This window comes from Streptomyces venezuelae, from assembly GCF_008642315.1.
In the GTDB taxonomy this organism is placed as follows: domain Bacteria; phylum Actinomycetota; class Actinomycetes; order Streptomycetales; family Streptomycetaceae; genus Streptomyces; species Streptomyces venezuelae_D.
Window position 1 is genome coordinate 7,738,385 of record NZ_CP029192.1, and the last position, 24,619, is coordinate 7,763,003.

At 72.1% G+C, this 24,619-nt stretch carries 19 protein-coding genes and 1 pseudogene; 6 read left to right on the top strand and 14 right to left on the bottom strand.

The window, feature by feature from the left end:
- Positions 1-49: 49 nt before the first annotated feature.
- Genes DEJ48_RS34195 through DEJ48_RS34205 form a run of 3 tightly spaced genes read right to left on the bottom strand, consistent with a single transcriptional unit; the run spans position 50 to position 7,004 of the window.
- Positions 50-1,201 carry an ATP-binding protein gene (locus DEJ48_RS34195; protein WP_150220002.1) on the bottom strand — a complete coding sequence of 384 codons (1,152 nt, stop codon included), beginning with the start codon at positions 1,199-1,201 and terminating at the stop codon, positions 50-52.
- On the bottom strand, positions 1,198-6,108 hold the full coding sequence (locus DEJ48_RS34200; RefSeq protein WP_150220003.1) for a hypothetical protein: 4,911 nt from the start codon (positions 6,106-6,108) through the stop codon (positions 1,198-1,200). Before DEJ48_RS34200 ends, DEJ48_RS34195 begins: the two co-directional genes overlap by 4 nt.
- Positions 6,105-7,004 (bottom strand): DUF4132 domain-containing protein, encoded by a 900-nt coding sequence (locus tag DEJ48_RS34205; protein ID WP_150220004.1) that lies wholly within the window; start codon positions 7,002-7,004, stop codon positions 6,105-6,107. Before DEJ48_RS34205 ends, DEJ48_RS34200 begins: the two co-directional genes overlap by 4 nt.
- A gap of 160 nt (positions 7,005-7,164) precedes the next feature.
- Here DEJ48_RS34205 and DEJ48_RS34210 point away from each other — a divergent pair, with 160 nt between their 5' ends.
- Complete coding sequence (locus DEJ48_RS34210) at positions 7,165-7,548, top strand: VOC family protein (RefSeq protein ID WP_150220005.1); 384 nt, start codon at positions 7,165-7,167, stop codon at positions 7,546-7,548.
- Between the two features lie 46 nt (positions 7,549-7,594).
- On the opposite strand, the gene DEJ48_RS34215 is transcribed toward DEJ48_RS34210, so the two are convergent.
- The 4 genes from DEJ48_RS34215 to DEJ48_RS34230 all read right to left on the bottom strand — a co-directional run bounded on the left by DEJ48_RS34215 (position 7,595) and on the right by DEJ48_RS34230 (position 11,915).
- Entirely contained in the window at positions 7,595-8,575 is a 981-nt protein-coding gene (locus DEJ48_RS34215) for a hypothetical protein (protein WP_150220006.1), read from the bottom strand.
- The gene (locus DEJ48_RS34220; protein ID WP_150220007.1) at positions 8,572-10,314 is read right to left on the bottom strand and encodes a CotH kinase family protein; all 1,743 of its coding nucleotides are present in this window, start codon (positions 10,312-10,314) and stop codon (positions 8,572-8,574) included. The genes DEJ48_RS34215 and DEJ48_RS34220 overlap by 4 nt, the downstream gene beginning before the upstream one ends.
- Before the next feature lie 84 nt (positions 10,315-10,398).
- Positions 10,399-10,701 carry a DUF3040 domain-containing protein gene (locus DEJ48_RS34225; protein ID WP_150220008.1) on the bottom strand — a complete coding sequence of 101 codons (303 nt, stop codon included), beginning with the start codon at positions 10,699-10,701 and terminating at the stop codon, positions 10,399-10,401.
- A gap of 134 nt (positions 10,702-10,835) precedes the next feature.
- The gene (locus tag DEJ48_RS34230; protein ID WP_150220009.1) at positions 10,836-11,915 is read right to left on the bottom strand and encodes an NADH:flavin oxidoreductase/NADH oxidase; all 1,080 of its coding nucleotides are present in this window, start codon (positions 11,913-11,915) and stop codon (positions 10,836-10,838) included.
- Positions 11,916-12,097: 182 nt separating this feature from the next.
- Here DEJ48_RS34230 and DEJ48_RS34235 point away from each other — a divergent pair, with 182 nt between their 5' ends.
- The gene (locus tag DEJ48_RS34235) at positions 12,098-12,481 is read left to right on the top strand and encodes an ArsR/SmtB family transcription factor (protein WP_150220010.1); all 384 of its coding nucleotides are present in this window, start codon (positions 12,098-12,100) and stop codon (positions 12,479-12,481) included.
- On the opposite strand, the gene DEJ48_RS34240 is transcribed toward DEJ48_RS34235, so the two are convergent.
- Together DEJ48_RS34240 and DEJ48_RS34245 are read right to left on the bottom strand one after the other, a co-directional pair.
- A complete protein-coding gene (locus DEJ48_RS34240; RefSeq protein WP_150220011.1) occupies positions 12,478-13,482 on the bottom strand; it encodes a hypothetical protein in 1,005 nt (334 codons plus the stop codon). The two genes, DEJ48_RS34235 and DEJ48_RS34240, sit on opposite strands and share 4 nt — an antisense overlap.
- Before the next feature lie 3 nt (positions 13,483-13,485).
- Positions 13,486-14,862: a hypothetical protein gene (locus DEJ48_RS34245; RefSeq protein WP_150220012.1), complete on the bottom strand. Its 1,377-nt coding sequence runs from the start codon at positions 14,860-14,862 to the stop codon at positions 13,486-13,488.
- A 246-nt stretch (positions 14,863-15,108) separates the two neighbouring features.
- On the opposite strand from DEJ48_RS34245, the gene DEJ48_RS34250 reads away from it, so the two are divergent.
- Entirely contained in the window at positions 15,109-16,494 is a 1,386-nt protein-coding gene (locus tag DEJ48_RS34250; RefSeq protein ID WP_150220013.1) for a hydrolase, read from the top strand.
- An 18-nt stretch (positions 16,495-16,512) separates the two neighbouring features.
- On the opposite strand, the gene DEJ48_RS34255 is transcribed toward DEJ48_RS34250, so the two are convergent.
- Positions 16,513-17,145 (bottom strand): helix-turn-helix transcriptional regulator, encoded by a 633-nt coding sequence (locus tag DEJ48_RS34255; protein ID WP_150221565.1) that lies wholly within the window; start codon positions 17,143-17,145, stop codon positions 16,513-16,515.
- Positions 17,146-17,360: 215 nt separating this feature from the next.
- Positions 17,361-18,107: an FG-GAP repeat domain-containing protein gene (locus DEJ48_RS34260; protein WP_150220014.1), complete on the bottom strand. Its 747-nt coding sequence runs from the start codon at positions 18,105-18,107 to the stop codon at positions 17,361-17,363.
- A 674-nt stretch (positions 18,108-18,781) separates the two neighbouring features.
- On the opposite strand from DEJ48_RS34260, the pseudogene DEJ48_RS41140 reads away from it, so the two are divergent.
- Positions 18,782-19,466: pseudogene (locus tag DEJ48_RS41140) on the top strand (LuxR C-terminal-related transcriptional regulator); the annotation flags it as partial.
- On the opposite strand, the gene DEJ48_RS34270 reads toward DEJ48_RS41140, so the two are convergent.
- Positions 19,463-20,845 (bottom strand): FAD-dependent oxidoreductase, encoded by a 1,383-nt coding sequence (locus DEJ48_RS34270; protein ID WP_150220015.1) that lies wholly within the window; start codon positions 20,843-20,845, stop codon positions 19,463-19,465. The pseudogene DEJ48_RS41140 and the gene DEJ48_RS34270 overlap by 4 nt on opposite strands.
- 290 nt (positions 20,846-21,135) lie before the next feature.
- On the opposite strand from DEJ48_RS34270, the gene DEJ48_RS34275 reads away from it, so the two are divergent.
- Positions 21,136-21,537, top strand: coding sequence for a DUF6214 family protein (locus tag DEJ48_RS34275; protein ID WP_150221566.1), 402 nt, complete (start codon positions 21,136-21,138; stop codon positions 21,535-21,537).
- Between the two features lie 40 nt (positions 21,538-21,577).
- Here the strand turns inward: DEJ48_RS34275 and DEJ48_RS34280 are convergent, their stop codons facing one another.
- A complete protein-coding gene (locus DEJ48_RS34280) occupies positions 21,578-22,237 on the bottom strand; it encodes a DUF305 domain-containing protein (RefSeq protein ID WP_150220016.1) in 660 nt (219 codons plus the stop codon).
- A 180-nt stretch (positions 22,238-22,417) separates the two neighbouring features.
- Here DEJ48_RS34280 and DEJ48_RS34285 point away from each other — a divergent pair, with 180 nt between their 5' ends.
- Complete coding sequence (locus DEJ48_RS34285; RefSeq protein WP_150220017.1) at positions 22,418-23,920, top strand: LVIVD repeat-containing protein; 1,503 nt, start codon at positions 22,418-22,420, stop codon at positions 23,918-23,920.
- On the opposite strand, the gene DEJ48_RS34290 is transcribed toward DEJ48_RS34285, so the two are convergent.
- Positions 23,886-24,545, bottom strand: a complete 660-nt coding sequence (locus DEJ48_RS34290; RefSeq protein WP_150220018.1) for a TetR/AcrR family transcriptional regulator — start codon at positions 24,543-24,545, stop codon at positions 23,886-23,888. The two genes, DEJ48_RS34285 and DEJ48_RS34290, sit on opposite strands and share 35 nt — an antisense overlap.
- Positions 24,546-24,619 lie beyond the last annotated feature (74 nt).

Sequence of the window (24,619 nt, forward strand, 5' to 3'; positions counted from 1 at the left end):
TACAACCGCCGCCGCACCCCCAGCCGCACCCCCACCCTCACCCTCACCCTCACCCAAGATCATCACGCAGCTCCCACAGCGTCCGCCACAGCCCCGCGCCGTCCTCCGCGCGCCGCCGCACCGGACCGTCCCAGTAGCCGAGCAGCCGCGCGTGGTCGGCCGGGTCGTCCTTGCGGACGGTGCCGAGGAGGTGGCCCGGCAGCGTACGGACGACATCCCGCCCGTCGCCCAGATACGCCGCCCCGATCCCCATGGACGTGGCGACCTGCACCGCCTCCGCCGTCGACATGACCGTCGAGGGCCGCTCGACCTCCCAGCCCTCGGCGCTGCGCCCGGAGCGCAGGTCACGGAACGCGGTGACCAGCGCCTCCAGGACCGTGTCGTCGACGGAGAACGCGGCGCCGGAGCGGGCCAGCGCCGCCGTGGCCTGGCTGCGCACCAGCTCGGTCTCGGCGGCGAGGTCGCCGATCGGGCCGACCGTCTCGAAGTTGAAGCGCCGCTTGAGGGCCGCGGACATCTCGGAGACGCCCCGGTCCCGCAGGTTGGCCGTGGCGATGAGGGTGAAGCCGGGCACGGCGTGCACCGTGCCGTCGTCGCCGTCGAGACCCGCCAGTTCCGGTACGGAGACACGGCGTTCGGAGAGCAGGGACACCAGGGAGTCCTGCACCTCGGGCAGGCAGCGGGTCACCTCCTCGACCCGCGCCACCGCGCCGCGCGCCATCGCCGTGAGCACCGGCGAGGGCACGAGGGCCTCCCGGCTCGGGCCCTTGGCGAGCAGCATCGCGTAGTTCCAGCCGTACCGCAGCTGGTCCTCCGTGGTGCCTGCGGTGCCCTGCACGGTGAGCGCGCTGGTGCCGCACACGGCGGCGGCGAGCAGTTCGGACAGCATCGACTTGGCGGTGCCCGGCTCGCCGACGAGCAGCAGTCCGCGCTCGCCCGCGAGCGTCACCACACAGCGCTCCACCAGCTGCCGCTCGCCCACGAACTTCCCGGAGACGACGAGGCGTCGGCCCGCCCCGTCGACCAGCTCCTCGCCGCTCGAACCGCAGACGAAGAGCACCACCGCGCGGGGCGTCAGACGCCAGCCGGGCGGGCGCGGCCCGTCGTCGTACGCCGCGAGGAACGCCAGCTCCTCCGCGTACCGGTCCTCGGGCAGCTCCATCTGCCGCCCGACCGTGGGCTCCTGATCCTGCCGGTTCATCGCCTGCCTCCCCTGCGGCCGCCCCGCGTCTCGAACTCCTCGTAGCCGGGCACGTCCCCGTCGACCACCCGCTGCCACGCCCGTGCGTACAGCTCGGGCACCGGGCACCCGGGCACCTCGAACCGGAAGCCCGGCTCCGGGAGCAGCGGCTTCTTCCAGCTCTCCACGGGCAGCAGGGGCGCGCTGCGGTCGTGCCAGCCGCCGGGCAGGAAAAGCGTGCGCCCCGCCCGGGACCGCTTGGCCTCCACCACCAGGTCGGTGGCGGCGAGTTCCGCTCTGGCCTTCTTCAGACGGGCGGGCTTCCAGCCGGTCCAGGCCGCCTGGCGGCGGTCCGTCGGGTCGGGAAGCGCGAGGACCATCAGGTAGAGCACGGCCGCGTCCTCGGAGAGTTCGAGGCGGCGGGCCGCCTCGGGCACCAGGTCGGGTGCGCCGACCAGTGGGTTCTGCGGTGCGCCCGCGGGCCCGTCGGCGGCGAGCAGCGTGGCGAACTCGTCGCTGATCAGGGTCCGCAGCGCCTTCAGCGCGTCGCTGTTGTCGGCGAGGCCGATGAGGAGCGTCAGTGCCGGGTGGTCCGGACCGCCCTCGGCGCTCGCGCCCGGCAGCAACGCCGACGGGCGCACCCACACGGCGTCCCAGTCGTTGCGGTGCTGCATCGGGGCGAGGACCAGCGCGGGGCCCGCGGCCACGAGCCCGAGGCCGTCCTCGCCGCCGCGCGGCGGCAGCCCGTACGCCTCCCGTACGTGTCCGCCGGTGACCTTGCCGTCCGTGCCCCAGCTCACCCGCAGGTCGAGCAGCAGGCCCGGGTCGGCGAGCCGTTCGCGGAGGAGGCGCAGCGTCTCGGGCAGCACCGGGCGCAGAGGGTCGCCGTACGGCAGGCGGTAGGCCAGCCAGCGCAGCATGTCCACGTACGGGACGAGATCGCGCCCTTCGAGGAGGGCTTCCGGGTCCTTCGGGCGCAGTCCGTCGCCGAGCGTCTGCTCGGTACGCCCGGTGAGTTCGGGCCGCGCCTCGGGGTTGAGGACGTGGTCGAGGATGGGACCCGGGCCGATCTCGGCGACCACCTGGGCGACCAGTTCGGGTGGGGCGACGCGGTGCCTGCCGCGGACCGCCAGCCACAGCTCGCTGGTGGCGTCCAGTGCGCAGCCGGTCGTCCAGAGGGTGTTGACGCCGTTCGGGGCGGCGGGCAGCAGGGATGCCGTGAACTCCTGGCGCTGGGGGAGGGGCAGATCCTGCAGCGCCCCGCGCGCGGCCTTCGCCTCCGCACTCTTGGCGCCGAGCGGCTTCAGGAACTCGGCGGGGAGCAGCCCGTCCCTGCCGAACCTCCCCAGACCGGGCATGCCGAGCAGCAGCAGCGCCCCGGTGATCGGCCCGACGCCGATGCGCTCGGCGAGTTCCGTCGCCTGCTCCGGCCGGTAGGGCAGCGGCCCCCGCTCCCGCAGGAGCGCGAGCAGCCGCCGCAGCGAGGGCGCCCGGCGCGGGTCGTCCGGCTCGCCGTACACCTCGGCAGAGGTGAGGGCGAAGCCTTCCCACGCGCCGAAGGCGCCGGACGGGTCGTACTCGATGCCGTTCCAGAACGCGTCGTCCCCCTCCACGCGCTGGCACGACACGATCAGCATGCGCCGCGCCCCCGCGGTGAGGACCTCGCCGACACGCTCCGGCCGGGCCTTGTACGACGTCTTGAGCCGCACCGCCCGCAGCCGCCCGCGCGGATCGACGAGGACCGAGTCGTCATCGGCCCGCACCGCGAGGACGGCGTCGAGGAATTCGAGGAGGGCCGCGCGGTGTGCGTCCTCCGTCGTCGGCGCGGCGGCCCGCACGGCGAGCGCCGCCATACCGGGCCCGGCGAGCGTCAGCCAGGCCACGCCGCTGCTGCCGAGACCCGCCTTGCCGTCCGGCGCCTTGGGGCCCAACACGCGGCGCAGCGCGGCGAGTTGCTCCATGGCGGAGGTGGCCTGCTCGGACCTGCCGTAGTAGTGGTACGACCCGGAGAAGTGCTGCGTGCCCGTCAGGCCCACCGTGGCTTCGCGCAGCACACTGTCGAGGGCGTGCCGCACGGTGGGCGCGGTGTCCTGTCCGGCCTCCCTCTGCCGGTGCGCCCGCTCGGCGAGCGTGGCGATCCGCTTGGCGCAGCGTGCGGTCTCCTCGACGAGCCCGGCCACGCCCAGCGCGAGCGCTTCGTCGGTGACGGCGGGCAGCAGTCGCGCGACGGCCTCGGCGGGGCTCTCGCCGCCGCGGACGGCGGCCAGGAGCGCGGCGGCATCGGTGTCGGTCACCGCGCGGAGCGCCGCGGAGCCCCGCTCGTCACGAGGCCGCAGCGCGTGCCAGTACCAGAGGGGCGGCAGGACACGGGTGCCCGCCGCGTGGGCGCTGCCCCGGTCGCCGATCTGCACGCGGGCGACGGCCACGCCGTCCGCGTCCCGCAGTTCGACCACCGACTCGTTCCAGCCGAGCTGGACCGGGTGGAGCACGGCGCCGGCGGGCAGCCGCAGGGGAGCGGTCGGGCGGCCGGCGTCCGTCGCCGGGCCCGAGGTGCCGTCGACGGAACACGCCCTGCGTGTCCCCGACTTCTCGTCGTACGCCACCCACCAGCCGAGCAGCCCGTCCTTGCTGCCGAACGGGGAGCTCTCCAGGCCCGGCTCGACGGGCAGCAGCCTGCAGTGCTTCTCCTCCAGGCGCACGCCCGCCGCCGCCCCGGCGAGCGCGGAGTCGAAGAACGCGGGCACCGAGGCCCGGCCCCGGCGGGCGCCCGCCGGGTCGTACTCGTACCAGCGGTCCTCGTGCAGCACCCAGGACGACACACCGTCCGAGGCGACCTCGCGGCGCTGCTCGGCGAAGGAGGTGTCCCCGGGGTGCACGGGACGCGCGCCGTACCACCGGCTGCCGTCCGGGAGCGGCAGCGAGACCGTACCCGCTCCGTACCACCCGTCCTGGAGGCCGCTCGGCTTGAACACGTCCGCGGGGCTGCCGGACCACACGGCCCGCCGCTCGCCGCCGTGCCCCGACGCGATCAGCCACTGCCCGTCGACGAAACGCACCGTCGGTTCGCCGTACCCCGAGGACTTCGACGGCAGGCTCAACGTGCGCTGGTCCAGGACGCCTTCGGCGCCGACGAGTGCTACCTGCGTGCCGACCCGGACGATGAGCCCGGGCCACGCGTCCGCGCACTTGTACCACTGGCCGTCGAGGTGAGGATGGTGCCGGCCCGCCGCCATCGTGTTGACGTCGCCGAGCGTGCCGAGCGCCTCCTCCAGAGCAGGCCAGCCCAGCTCGTCGAAGATGCCCGACCGGAGCGAACGCGCGAGGACCGGCGCCGGGTCGAAGGTGACGATCCGCTCGACCGCTTCGGGCGCGGTGGCCAGCACGGCCGGCTTCGAGAACCGCGAGACGTTCCGCAGCAGCGCGTCCAGGCCCGGCAGTCCGATGGGCCGGGCGAGGTCCTCGGCGCGGTGTGCGAGCCAGTCCGCGAGGACCGTGCGCAGCGCCGGATGCTCCGCGACCCGCTCAAGGCGTGCGGAGGGCCCGGAGGCGGGGCCGTCGGCGGTCGAGAGGTTCTCCACGCCCTCCCGCAGCAGCGGTGCGAACCGGGCGTCCGAGGTGAGCGCCACCAGATCCCTGGCGCCCGCGCCGTCGTCCTGCAGCCAGTGCCGCAGCTCCAGGCCGCTCGCCTCGCCGGGCGGGTCGGCGACCGGCACCCCGGCCGCGAGCGCGGCGTCGAGGAGATCCAGGTCCGTCTCGCACCGCCAGCCGCGGTCGACGACGAGCCGCACCGGGGTGCCGTCCGCGATCAGCCGGGGCGCGAGCCGCTCCACCAGGGCCAGTTCGGCAGGGAGCCGGTTCGACGTGCGCCAGCCGCGCTGCCGGTGCCGCGCCCACGCGCCCAGCCACTCGGCGGCGCTCGCCGAGCCGTCGAGCAGCAGATCGATCGCCCCGCACCGGTCCAGGAGCGCGAGCCACGCCTCGTCGAAGGCGTCCTTGGAGTCGCCACCGGCCGTCGGCAGGAGCGTCAACAGCCGCTGCCGCACCGCGGGATCGGACTGCGCGAGCTCGGCGAGGGCGGGCAGCGCGGACTTCCAGAAGCTGCCCGCCGCACGCGTCATCGCGCCCGAGTGGATGATCTCCCCGAGCAGCGAGCACTCCTCCGCGCGGGCGGTGAGCCCCGCGCCCTTCGCCAGCCGCCGCAGATCCTCCAGCATGCCCGCGTACGGGGCGATGCCCGCCGCACACCGCTGCAAGGAGAGCGTCCTGAACTGTTCGTAGGCCTCCTGGCCCGACAGCCGGGCCGCGAGACCCTTGGCGTGTTCGCGCAGCACCTTGCCGCTGAGCGCGCCCACGCCGGCGAACTCCAGGAACACCTCCCGCATCCGGTCCTCGTCGACCTCCAGCGCGTGCCGCTGCTCGGCCGCCCGCGCCTTTCCGAAGAACACCGAGGCCTGCTGGGCCGATTCGGCCGCGAGGAAGAGCCGCGCCACCTGTTCGTAGTACGTCGGCAGGAAGTGCGGCGCCGAACGGTCGAGGCGGTCCCCGATCTCGTCGAAGCCCTCCTTGGCCAGACCGGGCTTGCCGGTGACCAGGCGGGCAAGGCGCTCCATCTCCTTGACCACGGCGAGCGCGTGCCGCCCGTTGGCCGGGTCGTTGACCAGCGCCCAGGCGGGGAAGCCGAGCGACCGGCGCTGCACGCGCCCCACCGCGACGCTCGTGGGCGCGCCGAACCCCAGGTACTCCAGGGCGAGGTCCTCGGCGGGACCGATCGCCTCCGGCACCAGCCGCACCACCGTGCGCCCCTCCAGGACCGGGTGCGCGTACGCCCGGGCGGTCAGCGTGTCACCGGCCGCCCCTTTCCCGGACGCATCGTCACCGGCCGGTGGCAGCACCGCTCCCGCCTCCAACAGCTTCTGTTCCCCGTTCACCGTGCTCCCGCCCCGTCCTCGTCGGACTCGCCGTACTCGTTCTTCACCACGCGGCCCGCGTGCACAAGGGCCGCCATCCGGACCCCCTCCGACCAGGCCACGGGCCCCACCTCGCCGAGCGGCACCCGACGGCCGCCCGCGGCCCGCCATTCGAGCCCGCCCGTGCGGGTCTCGCTCTCGGGATAGTCGTCACCGAGCCAGTACGCCGCTTCGAGTGCGCGGCCGTCCTCCGTCAGCGCGCACACCGCGTAACCTCCGCGCACGCGGTAGCCGTAAGCCGTCGCTCTCGCCGTCGCGTGCCGCAGCTCCTCGAACGCCGCGTCGGCGTACGCACCCCACTCCAGGGCCGCCGCATCGACGGACTCCGGGCGCGGCCACACCTCGCGGAACAGCTGGTCCAGGCCCTGCTCGACGCCCAGTTCGGCGGCGAACTCCCGCAGATCCGCCAGGTCGTCGAGGAGCACCGGATGCGGTATCAGGATCTGCTCGGCGTCGAGCCGCACCGAGTCGCCGTCCAGGTCGACGATGCCCAGGCCCCGCTCCGGGTCGGCGTCCCGCAGGAACCCGGCACGCGCCACATCGGCGTCGCCGTCCGCGCCGACCGGCGCCACCACCAGGTCCCGCAGCGCCCCTTGCCAGGCCGCGTCGGGCCATACCTCGACGAGGAGCCGTGCGGGCACGGGCAGCGAGCGCACCAGCCACGTGTCGACCTGGGCGCGGCACTCGCGCTCGTGCCGCTCAAGCCACTCGGCGAGCTGGCGCAGCCGCACCACTTCGGCGTCGTCGCGCAGCTTCGCGGGGACCTGTTTCAGCATGCGCCCCGCGGCGTTCCTGCACAGCACCCGGGTGCCGTCCAGGGTCACCGCGTACCCACCCGCCGCCTCTACCCAGCTCATGACAGGACCCCTCCCAGACCTCCTGCTTTCCATGTCGATCACAGTAGGTGAGGGGTCTGACAATTCTGCCGCCGGAGGTCGCGAGGTCGCGGGGGCCGCGGGTCCGCTGGGGAGGCGGGCGCCGCCGTTTGGAAACGACGGCGCGGGAAACCCGGTCGGCATGACCGTCCACAAGAACACCGTGCTCGTACTCGACTGCTCCGAGCCCGAAGGGCTCGCCGAGTTCTACGCCGGACTGCTGGGCGCCGATGTGCGGTTGAGCAAGGACCCCGACTACGTAGAGGTCACGAACGACAGCGGGGTCTGCCTGGCCGTGCACCGGGAGCGTGACTACATCCCGCCCAGCTGGCCCCGCCCCGAGGACTCGCAGCAGGCGCACCTGAGGATCATGGTCGCCCGGCACGACATGGACGAGGCGGAACGCGAGGCGGTCGGTCTCGGCGCGCGGCCCATCGTGACGAAGGACAACAGCGGCCCCCGGGACACCCGGACGTACTCCGACCCGGCCGGGCACTCCTTCACCCTGGCGGCCATCCCCGAGTGACCGGGGAGGCCCGGGGCCGCTGACGTGGTCCAGTCGCCGATGTGGATCAGTCGCTGTTCCCCGGGATCAGGAACAGATGGATCGACTGGTCCTTCGCGCGGAACCGTTCGTTCGCCGCGCCCTTCTTCGCCCGGTCGGACACGATCACCACGTGGTCGGCGGAGACCCAGGACACGCCTTCGGGGTTGCCGTAGACCGTGCGGCCCTTGCCGTCCGTGGGCAGGCGGTGGACCGTGCCCTCGTCGACCTCCCACTTCTTGGTGTCGATGCGGCCCACCCACAGAGCGGACGACGCCTGCGACAGGACGGCGATGCGGCCGTCGCGCACGGACACGCCGCTGTAGTCCTCGAACGGCAGCGACTTGGGCAGCCGGATCGTGGCCGTGTTGCTCCAGCGCTTGCCGTCGCGCCGGAAGACCTGGATGCGTCCGCCGCCCGGCGTCCTGCCCTTCTTGCCGCCCGCGCACCAGTTGCCCTCGCACAGTGCGAGGAGGTGGCCCGTGCCCGAGCGGTCGACCCACTCCAGGCCCTCCATGCCCTTGTTGGCGTCCGCGATGTCGAAGTCGAGGTGCGCGGAGCCGATCGGGCGCAGCTTCGCGTCGTACTCCTGGACGCGGGCGCGGAAGCCCTTGGGCTTGACCGGTTCGGCCTCGCTCAGCGTGTAGTAGTGGTCGCGTGCCGCGTCGTGGGCGAGGTCCTCGAACCCCTCGTTGGCCTCCGAAGCGGGCTTCTTCTTGGTCTGCTTGTGGCTGAGGACGCCGTTCTCCGGGGCCTTGGGCGACAGTTCGCTGCTCACCCGGATGAGGGAGGGCAGGTTGTCGCAGACGATCAGGAAGGCGCCGTCGCGGTAGAGGACACCGCTCGCCTCCAGACGGGTGCCTGCGCTGTCCCCGATCAGGTCCTGGATCTTGGCTTCCTTGACGAGGCGGAGCTCACGTGCGGCTTCGGCCTTGTTCCTGCCGGTCTTGTCCGTGCCGGACTTGTCCCTGCCGGTCTTCTCCTTGCCGTTCTTCTTCGTCGCGGTCATGAGGGAAGTACCTCCATCGCGCCAGGGAACGACGCCCCACTGGCGCCGTTGGGGTAGGTCTTGCGCAGCTCGGCGAGCTGCTGACGCGCGTGGTCGTAGCGCATGCGCGTGTAGTGGAAGATCCCGTACGTGAACTGCGAGCCCCGGCTCAGCTCCCACTGCCGGTACGCCGCTCGGTACACCTCGTCGTTGGTGAACTGCCGCCCGGTGAAGGGCTGTCCGTGCGGGGTGGCGGACTCCGCGTAGGCGGCGGGAGCGATGAGCTGCCACAGCCCGTCGGTGTGCCCGGACCCCTCCGCGCCGAGCAGCGCGGCGATCCGCTCGGGTTCGAACTCCGTGTCCAGGAGGTACTCGAGGTGGTCGAGGTAGTACTGGCAGAAGTCGTGGTGCCTCAGCAGGTTGGTGAAGAGCGGCAGCCGTGACACCTGGTGCGGCGCGTGCGTGATCCGGCAGTAGTTGCGGGTCATCGCGGGCCAGTCGAGGAGGTCCGTGTACTGCCACTGCGTCGAGAAGAAGTCGATGCCCGAGCTGTTGTCGTAGTCCCAGGGGATGAACGTGAAGTACGGGCGGGACATGAAGCCCGAGGGGTCGCCGAGCCTGCCGGAGTTGTAGAGGTAGTAGTTCGACGGCGTCGCGAAGTAGTTGTCCCAGCTGCCCAGGAGGACGTTGGCGCCCGCCCACCGCAGGAACGCGGGCACGTTCAGGATCCGCTCGACCGCCTCACGGAACGCGTCGGACGTGAACTTCCGTTCGTCGCCGGGGAGTTGTACGCCGTTGATCGTGCGGACGAGGGCGGCGAGGTCGTCGTAGGTGGCGGTGGCCGGATCGTCCTCGTTCGTCTTCAGGCGGTAGGTGCGGTCGTCCTCCCTGCTGCCCGCGGTGAAGTACTGCCGGCCGCTGTCGACGCCGTCGGTGCCGGGGCGGTGCTCCAGGGTCGCGCAGCCGACGTCGCCGCAGTACGCCTTGTAGAGGTTGCCCTCGGAGTTCTTGCCGAAGTGGTCCTTGAGGAACTTCTTGTCGACCTGCTCGATGACCGAGAAGAGGCCCATGTAGCGGTCGTTGATCGTGAACGTGGCGTATGTGTGCTGCGCCGCCGGGATCCCCGCCCGCTCCAGGAGCCGCCAGGCGACGGCCTCGCGCATCTGCGACGGGTCGTTGTACATCGCCTTGAGGTTGATCCGCTCCATGCCGAAGAGGCGGTCCTCGCTCGCGCCGACCTCGAAGTCGATCTTCCAGGAGCGCTTGGGCGCGTGCGCCGTGAGATTGCCGCTGTTGACCATGGAGAAGGCCGGTGTCGCGAGCAGTGTGTCGTCCGGCGTGCCGCTCCGCGCCAGGGACAGCCGGGCGCCCGGTGGTGCCTCCACGACGTCGTCGGCCGTCAGGACACCGGGCGGCCAGCCGGTGACCTTGACCTGATACATGTCCTGAGCGAAGAACTCCGCTTTGTCCACGGCCGCTTCGAGGTAGGCGTCCACCATCCGGCCGATCTCGGTGACCCGGCCGTCCGCGTCGAGAAGGACGAGGTCGCCGTTCCCCGTGAGGTCCGTCTGCTCGGCGAGCAGCAGCTCGAACAACGCGCTGAACTCGGCTTTCGTCCGTAATGCGGCATCGGACTGACCCGCTGCCGCGTTGGCACGCTCCGCGTTCCGCCGCGCCGTGCCCGGTGGCAGCGCGGAGACCGCGACGATCTGGTTCTTGAAAACGTCCCGGAACGTGCCCTTGCCGATGATCCTGTCCACGTCGGCCTCCCTGGGGGCCCTGGGTGAACCTCCCTCTCTACGCCCGGCACCACATGACCGCCAGACCGAGAATCGGCCTGGCGGTCACGGCTCGGTCCACCGGCACAGCAGCCGCACGAACCCGATCAGCGTGAGCGACCACAGGCCCGCGAAGGCCCAGACCATGCCGGCGCTCGACGTGGTGAGGCCGATGAACAGGAGCGTGCCGGACAGCGCGGCGAAGACCGCCACGGTGAGCGGGTGCGGACTGTTCGCGAGGGCCGTGCGCATGCGGGGCCCGAGCCGCAGGAGCCACAGGCGGGCCGTGAGCTGCCGGTCCCGGCGCAGGACCGTCTCCAACTCGTCGAGGATGCGCTGCTCGTGCTCCGGAAGTCGACCTGTCGACATCGTCGCCCCTCTTACGCAGTCGTCCGCAGTAAGGTCCTGGTGCCCACCATGACCCATCATGAACGAGGAGCGCGGTGAGCGAGAGGCGCGCGCCGGCAGTCTCGGAGGCGGCCAGAGGCCCGGGGTGGCGGCGCTCAGACGGAGCGGTGATACTGCTCCGGCACGTGTACCTCCGCGCCGAGCTCACGCGCCGCACGCCGCGCCCACGAGGGGTCGCGCAGCAGTTCGCGGCCCAGCAGCACGGCGTCCGCCTCGTCGTTGGCGACGATCTTCTCGGCCTGCTCGATGTCGGTGATCAACCCCACCGCGGCGACCGGCAGCTCCGTCTCGGCCTTGACCCGTGCGGCGAAGGGGACCTGGTAGCCGGGCTCGACGGGGATCCGGACGCCGGACGCGTTGCCGCCCGTGGACACGTCGAGCAGGTCGACGCCGTGCTCCTTGAGGTCGGTGGCGAATCGCACCGTGTCGTCCGCGGTCCAGCCGGCCTCCTCCAGCCAGTCGGTGGCGGAGATGCGGAAGAACAGCGGCTTGTCCTCGGGCCACACGGCCCGTACGGCGTCGACGACTTCGAGGGCGAAGCGCGTGCGGTTCTCGTACGAGCCGCCGTACGCGTCGGTGCGCCTGTTGCTGTGCGGGGAGAGGAACTCGCCGATCAGGTAGCCGTGGGCGCCGTGGATCTCGGCGATCTCGAAGCCGGCGTCCAGCGAACGCCGGGCGGCGTCGGCGAACTGGCCCACGATCTCGCGGATCCGCTCGACGGTGAGCTCGGTGGGCACGGGGTGCCGCTCGTCGAAGGCGACCGGGCTGGGTGCGACCGGCTGCCACCCGTGCTCGTCCGCGCCCACCGGGGCGCCGCCCTTCCAGGGGCGGTCGGTGGACGCCTTGCGGCCCGCGTGGGCGAGCTGGATCGCGGGGACGGTGTCCTGGCTCTTCAGGAAGTCCGTGACGCGGCGGAACGCGGCGGCCTGGGTGTCGTTCCAGATGCCCAGGTCGTACGGGCTGATACGGCCCTCGGCGCTGACCGCGGTGGCCTCGACGATGATCAGGCCGGTGCCGCCGGCGGCACGCGCGGCGTAGTGCGCGAAGTGCCAGTCGCGCGGCGCCCCGGCCTCGGCGCCCTCGGGGGCCGCGGAGTACTGGCACATCGGAGGCATCCAGACCCGGTTCGGGATGGTCAGGGATCGCAGGGTGTACGGCTCGAACAGCGCGCTCACGGCGGGCTCCATTCCTGAGGGGTTCCTCGGGGGTGATGTGCTCCTCGTACGATAGACCTCGTAGTACGGCGCATGTCAAACTACGACGGTTCTCGTACAATGGGGCGCGGGGTGCCGGAGGACGCAGGACGCACCAGCCAGTCAGAGTCATAGCCAGAGCCAGAGGACGAAGTGGAGCCGCCATGACGACCGCCGCCGCGACCGGCAGCGCGAGCAGCAGGACGCTCGCTCACCCCGAGCCCGGGGACGTCCGCCTCGAATCCGTGCTGCACGCGCTGGCCGACCCGATGCGGATGCGCGTCGTCCGGGAGCTGGCCCGGGAGGAGGGTGCCGCGGGCCTCTCCTGTTCGTACTTCGCGCTGCCCGTCACCAAGTCGACCTGTACGCACCACTTCCGGGTGCTGCGCGAGAGCGGCGTCATCCGGCAGATCTACCGGGGCACGACCAAACTCAACGTGCTGCGCCGCGACGACCTCGACACCCTCTTCCCCGGCCTCCTCGACAGCGTCCTTGACGCCGCGACCCGCCAGGAGACCCGCCTCGGGGGTTCCCCGACGGGCTCCTAGCGAGGCCCGGGGATGGAGGACAGCAACGTCTCGCGGTCGGGCTCCTCGAAGTGCTGCTCGACGGCCGAACGGACCGCCTCCGGCGCGGTCTTGGCCATCTCGGCGAGAACCTCTCCTCTGAGTGAGGCAGGGGCCCACGAGGTGGCGTAGACGAGCGTGTCCACCCACTCCGCGTTCGCGGCGGCCAGCGCGCCGCCGTGGGCCCAGAGCCAGTCCGGGTCGTAGTCCCGGAACGTCAACGGCGCGTCGCTGGGGCCGACACCGGCGAGCGCGAGCTCCTTGGCCAGGGCGAGAGCCGGCCCGTCCACGGGGGCGCCGTCGGCGTCCACCACCAGCAGCCTCTCGTGCAGCAGCAGGGCCGCGCCGTCGAGCAGGGACGACGAGGCGCGGCGCGGGTCCGGGGTCTTGCCCAGCCACTCCCTGCGCCCGGCCACCGAGCCCGCGAGCAGTTCGGCTCCCGCGGCGTGCCGCTCATTGGTGAAGAAGTCGTAGGCCTCCCTCACCAGGCGCGGGTCCTCGGCGCCGAGCAGGCCGGCCACGGCCCGGCTCAGCACCGTCTGTTCGGCGCCGAGCAGGCGGTGGAGCCGGGTGATCCACCGGGCGTACAGTTCGACGCCGGGCGGATCGAAGGGTGGGCGCAGCGCCGCCTCGACGACCAGCGCATCCCAATCGACAGCCTCGTTCAGCTCCACCCCGTCCAGAACGGAGGGGAGTTCGAAGTCGGGGTGCCCGCCGCACACCCAGTCCGTGAACGCCGGGTGCAGGTCGTCCGATTCGGACCCGATCCGGTAGCTCCAGACCGTGTCACGGCGGTGGCATCCACAGGCGTAGCGCCGGTGCTTGCCGTCCGGCAGCACTTCCGACCGCACCGGTTCACCGCAGCTCGTGCAGCACAGCGCGTTGCAGCCCACGAGGGACGCCCAGCCGAACTCGAAGGGCTCCGTCGGCAGCCAGAAGCGCGCGCCCACCAACTCGGGGTAGGGACCGCAGAATGTCGTCATGCCCTAGTTCCCGTTCTTTCCGGCAGGCGTCGTTTCACCGGGGAACCTGCCGTCCTTGCCGCAGGCGCGCAGTTCGTCCTCGGTGAGCGGCTTGATGTTCCGGTAGATCCCCTGCGTCGGATCGTACTCACAGCCGAACGGCTCGGCCGCGGCCATGATCTCGACAACGGTGTGGTGGCTCGCCCCGACGAGGAACGCGATGGACGCGAGCCGGGCGCCGTACTTGTCCGCCTGGAGCGCCTTGGCGGCACTCATCATCGTGTTGGTCGTACCGGAGGGGCCGCCGCCGAGGGGCAGGCTGAGCTTGCGCTGCGCCTCCACCCAGGTGTTCTTCTCGTTGATCATCCAGACCTTCGCGCCCGCGAGCCACTTCAGGGCGTCCTGCTGCACGTCCCAGCTCGGGTCGTCGTTCGTGTGCATCGCCTTCTGCCGGTCGCTGAAGTCGAGACCGGTCTGCGCGACCGTATGCTCGGTACGCCCGGTCTCGCCGGGGTCCTGGTCCGGGTGCAGGGCCTTCAGCACGTCGTTGCGCCGGACTCGCGCGTCTCCCTGGTGCTCCACCGCCGAGCCCTGCGGAACGGGCGCGATGTCACGGGTGACGACGCTCTCCGGAGTGCCACCGGCCCGCAGCATCGCGCGACGGCGGTCCAGCAGGAAGGGCATGTTCAACTGGGCCTCCTTCATGCGCTGGTCGATCTCCGCCCGCTTCGCGGAACTGGCCAGGTCCCGGGCCAGCACCTCGGTGAAGAAGCGCACGATGTGGGTGTACTGCTCGCTCAGAGTGCCCTGGTCGAAGACGGCCATCACATCGGCGACCGCGGTACCGACGAAGCCCGACTTCTCGACGCCTTCCTGGCCGACGGTCTTGAAGATCTCGGCCAGCTGCTCGTCGGCGTGATCCCAGGCGCCGCCCACCCCGCTCCGGATGTACGCCTTGGCCTTCGTCGCCATGTCGGCCATGGCGCCCTTGGCGGCGGCGTGCGCGGAGGCCTTGGCCGCGAGCTTGCGCTCGAACGCCATCGCCTCCGCTTCGAACGCCGGGTCGGCGGCCCGCGACCGCCCGCTGGTCTCGGCGCCGAGCGTCAGACCGTCGTCCGTACGCTGCACCGACACAGAAGCCGGCGCGCCCCTGCCCGCGGTGGCTCGCGTCCGCTGCACCGGGAGCTGCTGCCCTTCCCCGACCTCCCCGCCTCCGGGCCGCTCCCGGCTGCCTAAGTGCCCCGAGCCCTGGAGCATCTCGACGACCGCTCTGTTGCCCAGGCTGCGCTGCAGGGCCATCAGCCCCGGTTCGGGCCGACCGGCACGCTGGGCCCGTTCACGCGCCGATGGACGCCCTTCCTCGGTGCGGCCCGCTCTTCCACCGTCTCGCTTGTAGCCCATGGCTCCTCTTCTCGCAGGCCGACACCCGGTCACCGGGACGTCCATTCCTGCGGGCAGCCTATGGTTCGGGCCGTAGGCCGGACCACGCATCAAAGGGCACATTCGGGTGCCTCGGTGACCGGCGGCGTGCCCGGCCGGGCGCCGGGACGGCAGGAGGGCCGTAGGCCATCACGCGCGCCCCTATGGGCAACGGGGTCTGCCCCGCCGACTCCTGACGCCCGACACCGCCCGGCCTAGCGTCATGGGGTGAGCCTTTGGACCTCCCTCGAACCTGCCTCCGTGACCGTCGACCCCGGCAGCACCACCACGGTGCAGCTGCGGGTGCGCAACACCGGTGACATCGTCGACGCCTACCGCTTCGAGCCGGTCGGTGACCTCGCCCCCTGGACCACGGCCGAGCCACCCGTGCTGCGGCTCTACCCGGGGACGACCGGCACGGTGGAACTGACCTTCGCACCGCCGCGCACGGCGGACGCGAGAGCCGGCGCGCATCCCTTCGCGGTGCGGATCACCCCCACGGAGCACGCGGGCGCCGTCGTGGTCCCCGAGGGGAACGTCACCGTCAACCCGTTCACCGAGGTGCGCGCCGAGCTGGTGCCGCCGACGGTGAAGGGATGGTTCCGGGGGCGTCCGCAGCTGGCCGTGGACAACGTCGGCAACACCACCGTCACCGCGTCGCTCGGCGGCAACGACACCGGCGACCGGCTGTCGTACGACATCCAACCCGGCAACGTACAGATCGAGCCGGGCCGCGCGGCGTTCGTGAAGGCGACGCTGCGGCCCCGGCAGATCACCTGGTTCGGCTCCAAGCAGGAGCAGCCCTACTCGCTGAGCGTGCGCCGCTCCGGCACCGAACCGCTGACCGCGGACGGCACGTTCGTGCAGCGCAGCGTCCTGCCGGGCTGGCTCGCCGGAACGCTCGGCCTCGTCCTCGCGCTGACCATCGCGTTCGTGACGATCTGGCTGACGTACCGCCCGGAGATGCGGACGGTGGCGAAGGAGAAGCCGCAGGAGTCCGGCGCGATCGCCCCGGCGAACCCGTCCCCGCCGGCCGAGAAGGCGCCGCCACCGCCCAAGGAGGACAAGGAGACCGAGCCGCCCGCGGAGTCCGACAAGGGGGGCGCGCAGGAGCCGGAGGGCGGCGGAGGCGGTGGCGGGGAGGAGGAAGCGCCCGACGAGAAGACGGCGGCGGACGCGGTCGCCGAACTCGGCGAGGGCCGCCACATCTGCTACCGCGCCTACGTGGGCGACGCCTGGCAGGAGCCCGTGTGCGACGGCGCCGAGGCGGGTACGCCCGGCCAGAACACACCCATCAAGTCGCTCAACATCGCGGTGTCCGGCACCCAAGGGGTCACCGGCACCGGCGCCTTCGTCGGCGAGGGCTGGCGCGAGGGCATCCCCTGGTCGGACGCGGAGGACGGCAAGGACATGTTCTTCGGCAGCACCGAGAGCGCCGACCCCGCCCTGGAAGGCTTCACCTACAAGGTCAACGACGGCTCGGTGTGCAGCGATGCCTTCGTGACCGACAGGGACTGGATGGGCGAGGTGTGCACCGACCCCGGCCAGTGGAAGTACCACGGAAGCCCGATGGAACTGAACCAGTCCCTCGAAGGAGTCCGGTTCACCGTCTGACGGCCGGCCCCGGCCCGCTCAGATGTAGCCCTCACGCAGGGCGTACGCCACGACGTGCGCGCGGTTGCGCAGGTGGAGACGGGTGGTGAGGCCGTGCATCACGTTCTTGACGGTGCGTTCGGAGTACGAGAGCTTCCGCGCGATCTCCGAGGTGTCGAACCCCTCGGCCACCAGCCGCACCACGTCCACCTCGCGCTTGGTGAAGCTCAGGACGAAACCCGGCTGGTCGGGGCCGCCCTGGTGGAGGCGCCGCACCTGGCCGATGAGCTGGCCCAGCAGGTCCGTGGGCAGGTCGCCGCCGCCCTGGGCGGCGGTCAGGACCGCCTGCGCCAGCCGGTGCGCGGTGGCCTCGCGGCGCCAGACGATGGCGCCGACACCGCATTCGATGACGTCGAGGAGCTCGTGCTCGCGCACCGCTCCGGCGACGAGCACGGCGCGGGCGCTCTCGCCGCGCACGGCACGCCGCAGCCGGGTGAGCGCTGCCTCGTCGAGGGTGTCCTCGACGAGCAGGGTGACCGAGGCGGCGGCCGCGTCGGCGCACACCTCGACCTCGGGATGGCGGCGCAGCTGGCTGACGACGCCCTCGCGGCTGATCGGGTCGGGGGCGCTGACGGAGACGCGGACGCGCCGGTCCTTCGGCACCGGGAGCACGGCGGGCGTGGCGGCCGCGACGGGGGCGACGGGCGCCGGGGCGGCCACGAGGGCCGGGGACGAGCTGGACACGGGAACTTCCTCATTTCGAGCGGCTGGAGGCACCCCGGCCGGGCCGAGGGAGGCGCCGCCGGTTCCGGGGAGAACCGGCGGCGCCCGGAGGGGATGTGCGGGAACCGGTCAGGAACGGATCGGACCGGGACGGGAGGGACGGATCAGGAGCACGACTTGTAGAAGTGCTTCCAGCCGTCGCCGGGCATGGCCGGCGGCTCGGCGGGGGTGCCCCAGGCGCCGTACTTCTGCTCGTGGTCCTGGTTGTAGGCGCCGGGGCCGCTGTTCGCCTTCGAAAGGCGTACGTTCCGCTCCCACACGCCGTCACCGGCGTTGCTGAGGATCGCGAGGTCGGGGTACGCGTCGCCGCCGTAGTTGGCGACCCGGAGCTCCTTGGCCTCGCTGGCGTCGCCGATGTCCAGGTGCCGGGTGCGGGCCGAGGTCAGGTCGGCGCGCTTGAGCGGTCCGGGCCGGTAGTCGGCGACGCGGGCCGTCGCGGGATCGTCGACGCCGGACGGCTCGACGATGTTGACGACGAGGTCCAGCTTGCCGTCCTGGCCGAAGTCGGCGACCGCGGCGGTCGCGACCTCGCCCCGCTTGACGCCGACCAGCTTGCCGACGTTCTGCTTGGTGCCGAACGTGCCGTCGGCGGCTCCCCACTGGACCGTCATCTTCGTGCCGTTGAGCCCAGGGTTCGCGATCTTGTCCGGGTGGCCGTCGCCGTCGAGGTCGCCGAGGAGGGTCGTGGCGTCGGACAGGCAGGGGCCCGCCGCCGCGATGCCGGCGGCGGGCCAGCCCGTCTCGTCCGGGCCCGGCACGCCGGCCGCACTGGCCTGGTAGCCGGCCACGGTCAGAGTCAGGGCGACCGCCGCGACCGGGGCGGCGATCAGACGTGAGCGCTTGCGAAGCATGTACGAACTCCCATGTCGTTGCTGCGAAATCGGTGCTCCAAAAGCCGTGAGGGAACCTCTCGGCGAGCACGGCCCAACCCTGCGGCGTCATCCGTCCCGAAGGCCAGGAATGCCGGGCAGTTGGGGACGCTGGAACGGTAAATACGCCGCTGAACTGGGGGAACGTGGAGTGCCTGGAACGCGTGACTGGGACGCGGCCGACCGCGGGAGGCAGCCGCGGGACGGTGGAAGAGGTGCGGGAGAGGCACGGGGGACACCCGAAAGCCTGTCCCTTCGGGCGGGATCACGGGCGGGATTGCCGCAGGGGTTGCGGGAGAGGCCGCGGGTGGCTTCGCGGGCGAGCGTGGGAGGGGCTCGCGCGGAGGTGCGGCGTGGCGCACGCGGAGGCGAGGCGTGGCTCGCGCGGCCCTGCGGCGGACCCGAGCAGGCTCCTGCGCGGACCCGGAGAGGCTCCTGCGCGGACCCGGAGAGGCTCCTGCGCGGACCCGGAGAGGCTCCTGCGCGGACCCGGACAGGCTCCCGCGCGGACCCGGACAGGCTCCTGCGAGGGCCCGGAACCCGACGCCGCTGTCCGCCCCCTCGTATGCCGTGCGATGCTCGGCCCCGTGCAGAGCAGTCACAAGAACGCCGACTTCGTCGGCCGCGGCGCCGAACTCACCGCCCTCGACGAGGCCCTGTCCCGTGCGGCCGCCGGGGAGCCCCGCGCTCTCGTCGTCGGCGGCGAGGCCGGCGTCGGCAAGACCCGGCTCCTGACGGAGTTCCTCGGCCGGGCCGCCGCGGACGGAATTGTCGTCGCCCTCGGCGGCTGCGTCGAGCCGGGCGCCGACGCCCTGCCGTACCACCCCGTGTCGACCGCCCTGCGCGCCCTGCGCCGCCAACTCGGCGCCGAGGCCTGGACGGAGGCCGTCGCCGCGGCGCGGAGTGTCTGGAGCCCCCGCTGCTTCTGACCACCGCCCGCCTGCGCCTCGCGGAAGCCCTGATCGTCCGGGGCGGCCCGGACGCGCGCGACACGGCCCGGGACCTGCTGCGACGGGCCGCGGCGACGGCACACGACCTGGGCGCGCCCCCCTCGCGACGGACATCGCCGCCCTGGCCGCCCGCGCCGGGATCCCGCTCCACCAGGACGAGGCGGCCCCCGATCCGTCCCCGGCGGCGGCCCTGGGCCTGACCGCACGGGAGCGTGACGTGCTGCGGCTGGTGGCGGCCGGGCGCAGCAACCGGCAGATCGCGGAGGAGCTGTTCATCTCACCGAAGACGGCGAGCGTCCACGTCTCCAACATCCTTCCCGAACTGGGCGCGTCGGGCCGGGGCGAGGCGGCGGCGTTCGCCCACCGTCTGGGTCTGCTGGACGCCGACTAAGAGCCTGTCTTTGAACCCCCTGCCCCCCGGGCCGCCGCCCGCAGCCCCTCCCAGTCCGGGATCTTGACGATGCCGCGCCCGAGTGAGCGGCCGAGCTCCGCCTCCGCGCGTTCGATGGCGAGCCAGCCCGGCCACTCGACCGGTCGCAGCCCGGCCGCACGCAGCCCCGTCAGTGGATCCTCCGGGACCTGCCTCCGTACGAGAGCGGGGGCGTCGGCCAGCAAGGAGAGCACCGTCTCCTTGGAGCAGGGGCGGTTCGTGCCGATGACGCCGGTCGGGCCGCGTTTGATCCAGCCCGCCACGTACTCGCCGGGAGCCGGCACACCGTCGCGCAGCACCCGCCCGGCCGCGTGGGGCACCGTGCCCCTGCCCGCGTCGAACGGCAGCCCCTCGATGGGCACCCCGCGGTAGCCCACCGAACGCAGCACCAGCTGCGCGGGGACGTCCTCGTACCGCCCCGACCCCGTCACGCCCCCCGAGCCGTCCGGGAGGGTCCGCTCGAACCGGGTCCCCGCGACGTGCCCCGTCGGCCCCGCCGTCAGGGAGACCGGCCGCAGGAAGAAGCGCAGCCTGATCCGGCGGGCCAGGCCCTGCTCGGGCTGCGCGGCCCAGCCGCGCAGCACCTCCACGTTGCGACGGTTCGCCGCGGGCAGCCCCGACGGGTCGGCGAAGGCGGGGTCGAGTGCCAGCTCCGCCGGGTCCACCAGGATCTCCGTGTCCGGCAGCGCGCCGAGCTCCCGCAGTTCCTTGGTGGTGAACCGCGCCTGCGAAGGACCGCGCCGGCCCACCATCGACACCTCGCGCACCCGGCTGCCCGCGAGCACTCCGAGCGCGGCGTCCGGCATGTCCGTGGGGAGCAGTTCGGCGGCGCCGCGCACCAGCATCCGGGCGACGTCCACCGCGACGTTGCCGACCCCGATGACAACGGCGGACTCCACGTCCCGCATGAACCCGTCCTGCGCGGACACGTCCGCCAACGCGTCCGGGTGCGCGCTGTACCAGGAGACGAACTCCGTCGCCGAGAAACTGCCCGGCAGATCTTCGCCGGGCACCCCGAGCCTGCGGTCCGCCGCCGCGCCGACGCAGTAGACCACCGCGTGGTAGAGACCGAGGAGCCGGGCCGGGGGCAGGGCGCCGGGGCCGATCTCGACGGAGCCGAGGAAGCGCACGCGCTCGTGCTCCAGGACCGTACGCAGGTTGTTCTGCAGGGACTTGATCTTCTCGTGGTCCGGAGCCACCCCGTACCGCACCAGGCCGTACGGGCACGGGAGGCGGTCGAGCACGTCCACCCGCACGTCCGGCACCAGGTCCTGCTGGACCAGGGACTGCGCGGCGTACACCCCGCTGGGGCCCGAACCGACGACGGCGACCTGCAGCACGGCGGTGCTCCTTCCGCGAGACGAGCCCGGGAGACGGTCTCAGGATCGCACCGGGGGAGCGTGATGTCAGGGTGTGCGTCCTTGCCGTGCGTCCGTCCGTGCGAGTCCTCGTGCGTGCCGTTCCCGGGAGGGCGCGACGGCGCGGATAGCGTGCGCCTGTGCGGAACAGATCATTGGCTGATGTTTCTGATCACTATCGACTGAACGTCGCTGCACCGGACGGTCAGGTCGAAGCGGCGAGTCAGGTCGAACCGGCCAGTCGGGTCGGACATGAGGGGCGGGCCGGGGAGCTGTCCGGCCCCTCGTTCCGTGTCCGGCTGACGTTCAGCGACGGCGCAGACGTCGACGTGACCGCCGTGGTGTCGCACGGCCGCGTCGCCATCGAGCACCTGCACGCCCAGCCGCCGCTCTCCCCGGACGACTTCGCCGCGCTGGTCGACTGGATCGAGCGGCCGCTGACGGACGACGGCCCGCGGCCGGCCGAACCGGCCCGCCGCGCCCGTCCCGCGTGGCCGCGCGGCCACGCGGGACGCCGGATCGTGGCGGAGGCGTACCGCACCGCGCAGGGCGAGGGCCGCGACCCGGTGCTCGCCGTGATGTGCGCGACCGGGCGCAGCCGCCGCAAGTCGCTCAGACTCATCGCGGGAGCGCGCGACGCGGGGCTCCTGACGCCCCGTCACCATCGTCGTTAGGAAGCGGATCAGCGGATCCCGGCGCCCGGACGCCCCGCGCTCAGCTCATCTCCCGCATCCTGCCGATCTCGCTCGACTGCTGCGCCACCACGTCGTTCGCCATCTCCTCGACCTGGATGTTGTTGCCCTCGGAGAGCACGTCCGTGGCCATCGTGACCGCTCCCGTGTGATGCGTGATCATCAGCTTCAGGAAGAGCTCGTCGAACGCCTCGCCCTTCGCGGCACGCAGCTGCTTCAGCTGCGCCGCACTGGCCATGCCCGGCATGGCCGCGTGGTCGTGCCCGGCGTGCTCGCGCGGACCGCCGTGCTTCTTCAGCCAGCCCTCCATCGCGCCGATCTCCGGCCGCTGGGCGGCGGAGATGCGCGAGGCGAGCCGTTTGACGCGGCTCGACTCGGCCCGCTTCGGGGCGAGTTCGGTCATCTCCAGGGCCTGACCGTGGTGCACGATCATCATCTGCGTGTAGGTGAAGTCAGCCGAGTTGGGGGAGTCGTCCTCGGATCTCTGCTTCGCGGCGTCCTTCGCGGACATCGTCGCGGCGGTCTCGCCCGGCTTGCCCGGCGCGATCACCGAAGGCTCGGCCGCCGCCTTGGGTCCGGCGTCCGGACCGCCCCCGCCGCCCCCGTCGGAGTCGCACCCCGCGAGCGCGAGAACGGCTGCCGCCAGCAACGCGGTGACGGCGGATGTACGACGGTTGAGCACAGAGACCTCCTGCGGCACGCGGCGACGAGTTGGGGTCCGTACTAGCACGCGGGTGACCGTCCGCGATCAAAAACTCTTGTTACGGGACCGCTTCCCCCTCTGTTGATCTGTGCATGATGAGCACGATACTTCGGGTGTCCGTGAACCGTTCCACTGTGAACGGCGACAAGGGAGGAAGCAGTGACCCTGTTGAACAATTCCCGAACTCGACGCAGACGCATGGGAGTCGGAGCGGCCGCGGCCGGGCTGCTGGCCGCGCTGCTGACCGCCGCACCCGCGGGAGCCGTCCCCGACCCCGGTGACAGCCCCGCCGCCCCGAAGAGTGTCTCCAAGAGCGCAGAAGCCCGGACGGAGAAGGCCATCGAGCGCGGGGAGATACCCGCGCCCGACGAGGTCGTCCACTCCAAGAACATCGAGCACCTCGCCAACATCCCCAAGGACGCGCTGCCGGGCCTCAACACGGACATCGCGTTCCAGGGCAAGTACGCCTTCGCCGGCAATTACGACGGTTTCCGGATCTACGACATCAGCAACCCGAAGGCACCGAAGACGGTCTCACAGGTGCTGTGCCCGGGATCGCAGAACGACGTCTCCGTCTCCGGCGACCTGCTCTTCCTCTCCACGGACTCCTCGCGCAGCGACAACTCCTGCAAGAGCACCACGCAGCCCGCCACGGAGAAGTCCTCGTGGGAGGGCATGAAGATCTTCGACATCAGCGACAAGTCGAACCCGAGGTACGTGTCCGCCGTCGAGACCGCCTGCGGGTCCCATACACACACGCTGGTGCCGGAGCGCAAGAACGTCTACGTGTACGTCTCCTCGTACTCCCCGAACGCGACGTTCCCGGACTGCCAGCCTCCGCACGACGGGATCTCGGTCATCAAGGTGCCGCGCAAGGCCCCGCAGAAGGCCGCGGTCGTGAACTTCCCCGTGCTCTTCCCGGGTGAGGGTCCCGACGGCGGCGGCAACCCGGGCGGGCCCACCAACCCGGGCGTCTCCAAGACCACCGGCTGCCACGACATCACCGTGCTGCCCTCCGAGGACCTCGCGGCGGGCGCCTGCATGGGCGACGGCATCCTCTTCTCCATCAAGGACCCGGAGAACCCGAGGGTCATCGACCAGGTCCAGGACAACACCAACTTCGCGTTCTGGCACTCGGCGACCTTCAACCAGCGGGCGGACAAGGTCGTCTTCACCGACGAGCTCGGCGGCGGCTCCGGCGCCACCTGCAACGCGGCCACCGGACCCGAGCGCGGCGCCAACGGCATCTACGACATCAAGGGCAAGGGCGACAAGCGCAAGCTGGTCTTCAAGAGCTACTTCAAGATCCCGCGCCACCAGGCCGACACCGAGAACTGCGTGGCCCACAACGGGTCGCTGATCCCGGTCAGGGGCAAGGACCTCATGGTCCAGGCCTGGTACCAGGGCGGTGTCTCCGTCTGGGACTTCACCAACTCCGCCAAGCCCAAGGAGATCGGCTACTTCGAGCGCGGCCCGCACACCACGGACAAGATCACCACGGCGGGCTCGTGGTCGGCGTACTACTACAACGGCCGGGTCTACTCGAACGACATCGAGAAGGGCCTCGACGTCCTGAAGATCAACGACAAGCGGACCGACTCCGCCCAGCGGGTCCGCCTGCACGAGCTCAACGTCCAGACGCAGCCGGACTACTTCGACTAGTCCCGTTCGGGAACATCCCGTCGGGCGGTGTGCCGTCCGGCGGGAAGCCGAGCTTCCAGTCGAGGTCGTACCGCTGGAACAACTCGGCGCGCAGCGTCTCCAGGGGCATCGGCGCCCCGGGGATGAGCAGCGCGAAGACCGCGCCCATCAGGAGCGCGCGCAGCAGCGGATAGTCCCGGTCGGGGTCCTGCGATCCGTACCGCACCACGGTGTCGCGCAGCAGCTCCGCGAGACGCTGCTGCTCGGGACATTGCACGAACCCCTCCGCCTGGAGGATCCCCGCCATGTGCGTGCGCATCAGCAGCGGTTCGTCGACGGCGAGGCCCAGGATCGCGTCGACGGCCCGCGCGAGCCGCTCGGGCCCGTCCTCGGTCCGCGGCTCCCGCTCGAGCGCCTCGTCCAGCGTGCGGTGCATGAGCCGGTGCACCGCGGACTGCAGCAGTTGGCGCTTGCCCGGGAAGTAGTACGACACGAGGCCGCGGGCGGCGCCGGCGCGGTCCGCGATGTGTCCGAGCGTCGTGGCCTCGAACCCGCGTTCGCCCACCAGCTCCACCGTCGCCTGCAGCAGCCGCTCCCGGGAACGTCTGCGCAATTCTTCATTGACCGACGGACTGCGCGGGGACATTCTGTAACTCCTGCGTTGACTGGCTCCGAGCCAATATACTCAGTGCGGGCCCGGGGCAGGCAGCACCGCGGGGG

Excerpts from the sequence above, each read along its gene's own strand:
- DEJ48_RS34195 (WP_150220002.1), bottom strand. The coding sequence starts at position 1,201 with ATGAACCGGCAGGATCAGGAGCCCACGGTCGGGCGGCAGATGGAGCTG.
- DEJ48_RS34205 (WP_150220004.1), bottom strand. The coding sequence starts at position 7,004 with ATGAGCTGGGTAGAGGCGGCGGGTGGGTACGCGGTGACCCTGGACGGC.
- DEJ48_RS34210 (WP_150220005.1), top strand. The coding sequence starts at position 7,165 with ATGACCGTCCACAAGAACACCGTGCTCGTACTCGACTGCTCCGAGCCC.
- DEJ48_RS34215 (WP_150220006.1), bottom strand. The coding sequence starts at position 8,575 with ATGACCGCGACGAAGAAGAACGGCAAGGAGAAGACCGGCAGGGACAAG.
- DEJ48_RS34225 (WP_150220008.1), bottom strand. The coding sequence starts at position 10,701 with ATGTCGACAGGTCGACTTCCGGAGCACGAGCAGCGCATCCTCGACGAG.
- DEJ48_RS34235 (WP_150220010.1), top strand. The coding sequence starts at position 12,098 with ATGACGACCGCCGCCGCGACCGGCAGCGCGAGCAGCAGGACGCTCGCT.
- DEJ48_RS34240 (WP_150220011.1), bottom strand. The coding sequence starts at position 13,482 with ATGACGACATTCTGCGGTCCCTACCCCGAGTTGGTGGGCGCGCGCTTC.
- DEJ48_RS34245 (WP_150220012.1), bottom strand. The coding sequence starts at position 14,862 with ATGGGCTACAAGCGAGACGGTGGAAGAGCGGGCCGCACCGAGGAAGGG.
- DEJ48_RS34260 (WP_150220014.1), bottom strand. The coding sequence starts at position 18,107 with ATGCTTCGCAAGCGCTCACGTCTGATCGCCGCCCCGGTCGCGGCGGTC.
- DEJ48_RS34290 (WP_150220018.1), bottom strand. The coding sequence starts at position 24,545 with ATGTCCCCGCGCAGTCCGTCGGTCAATGAAGAATTGCGCAGACGTTCC.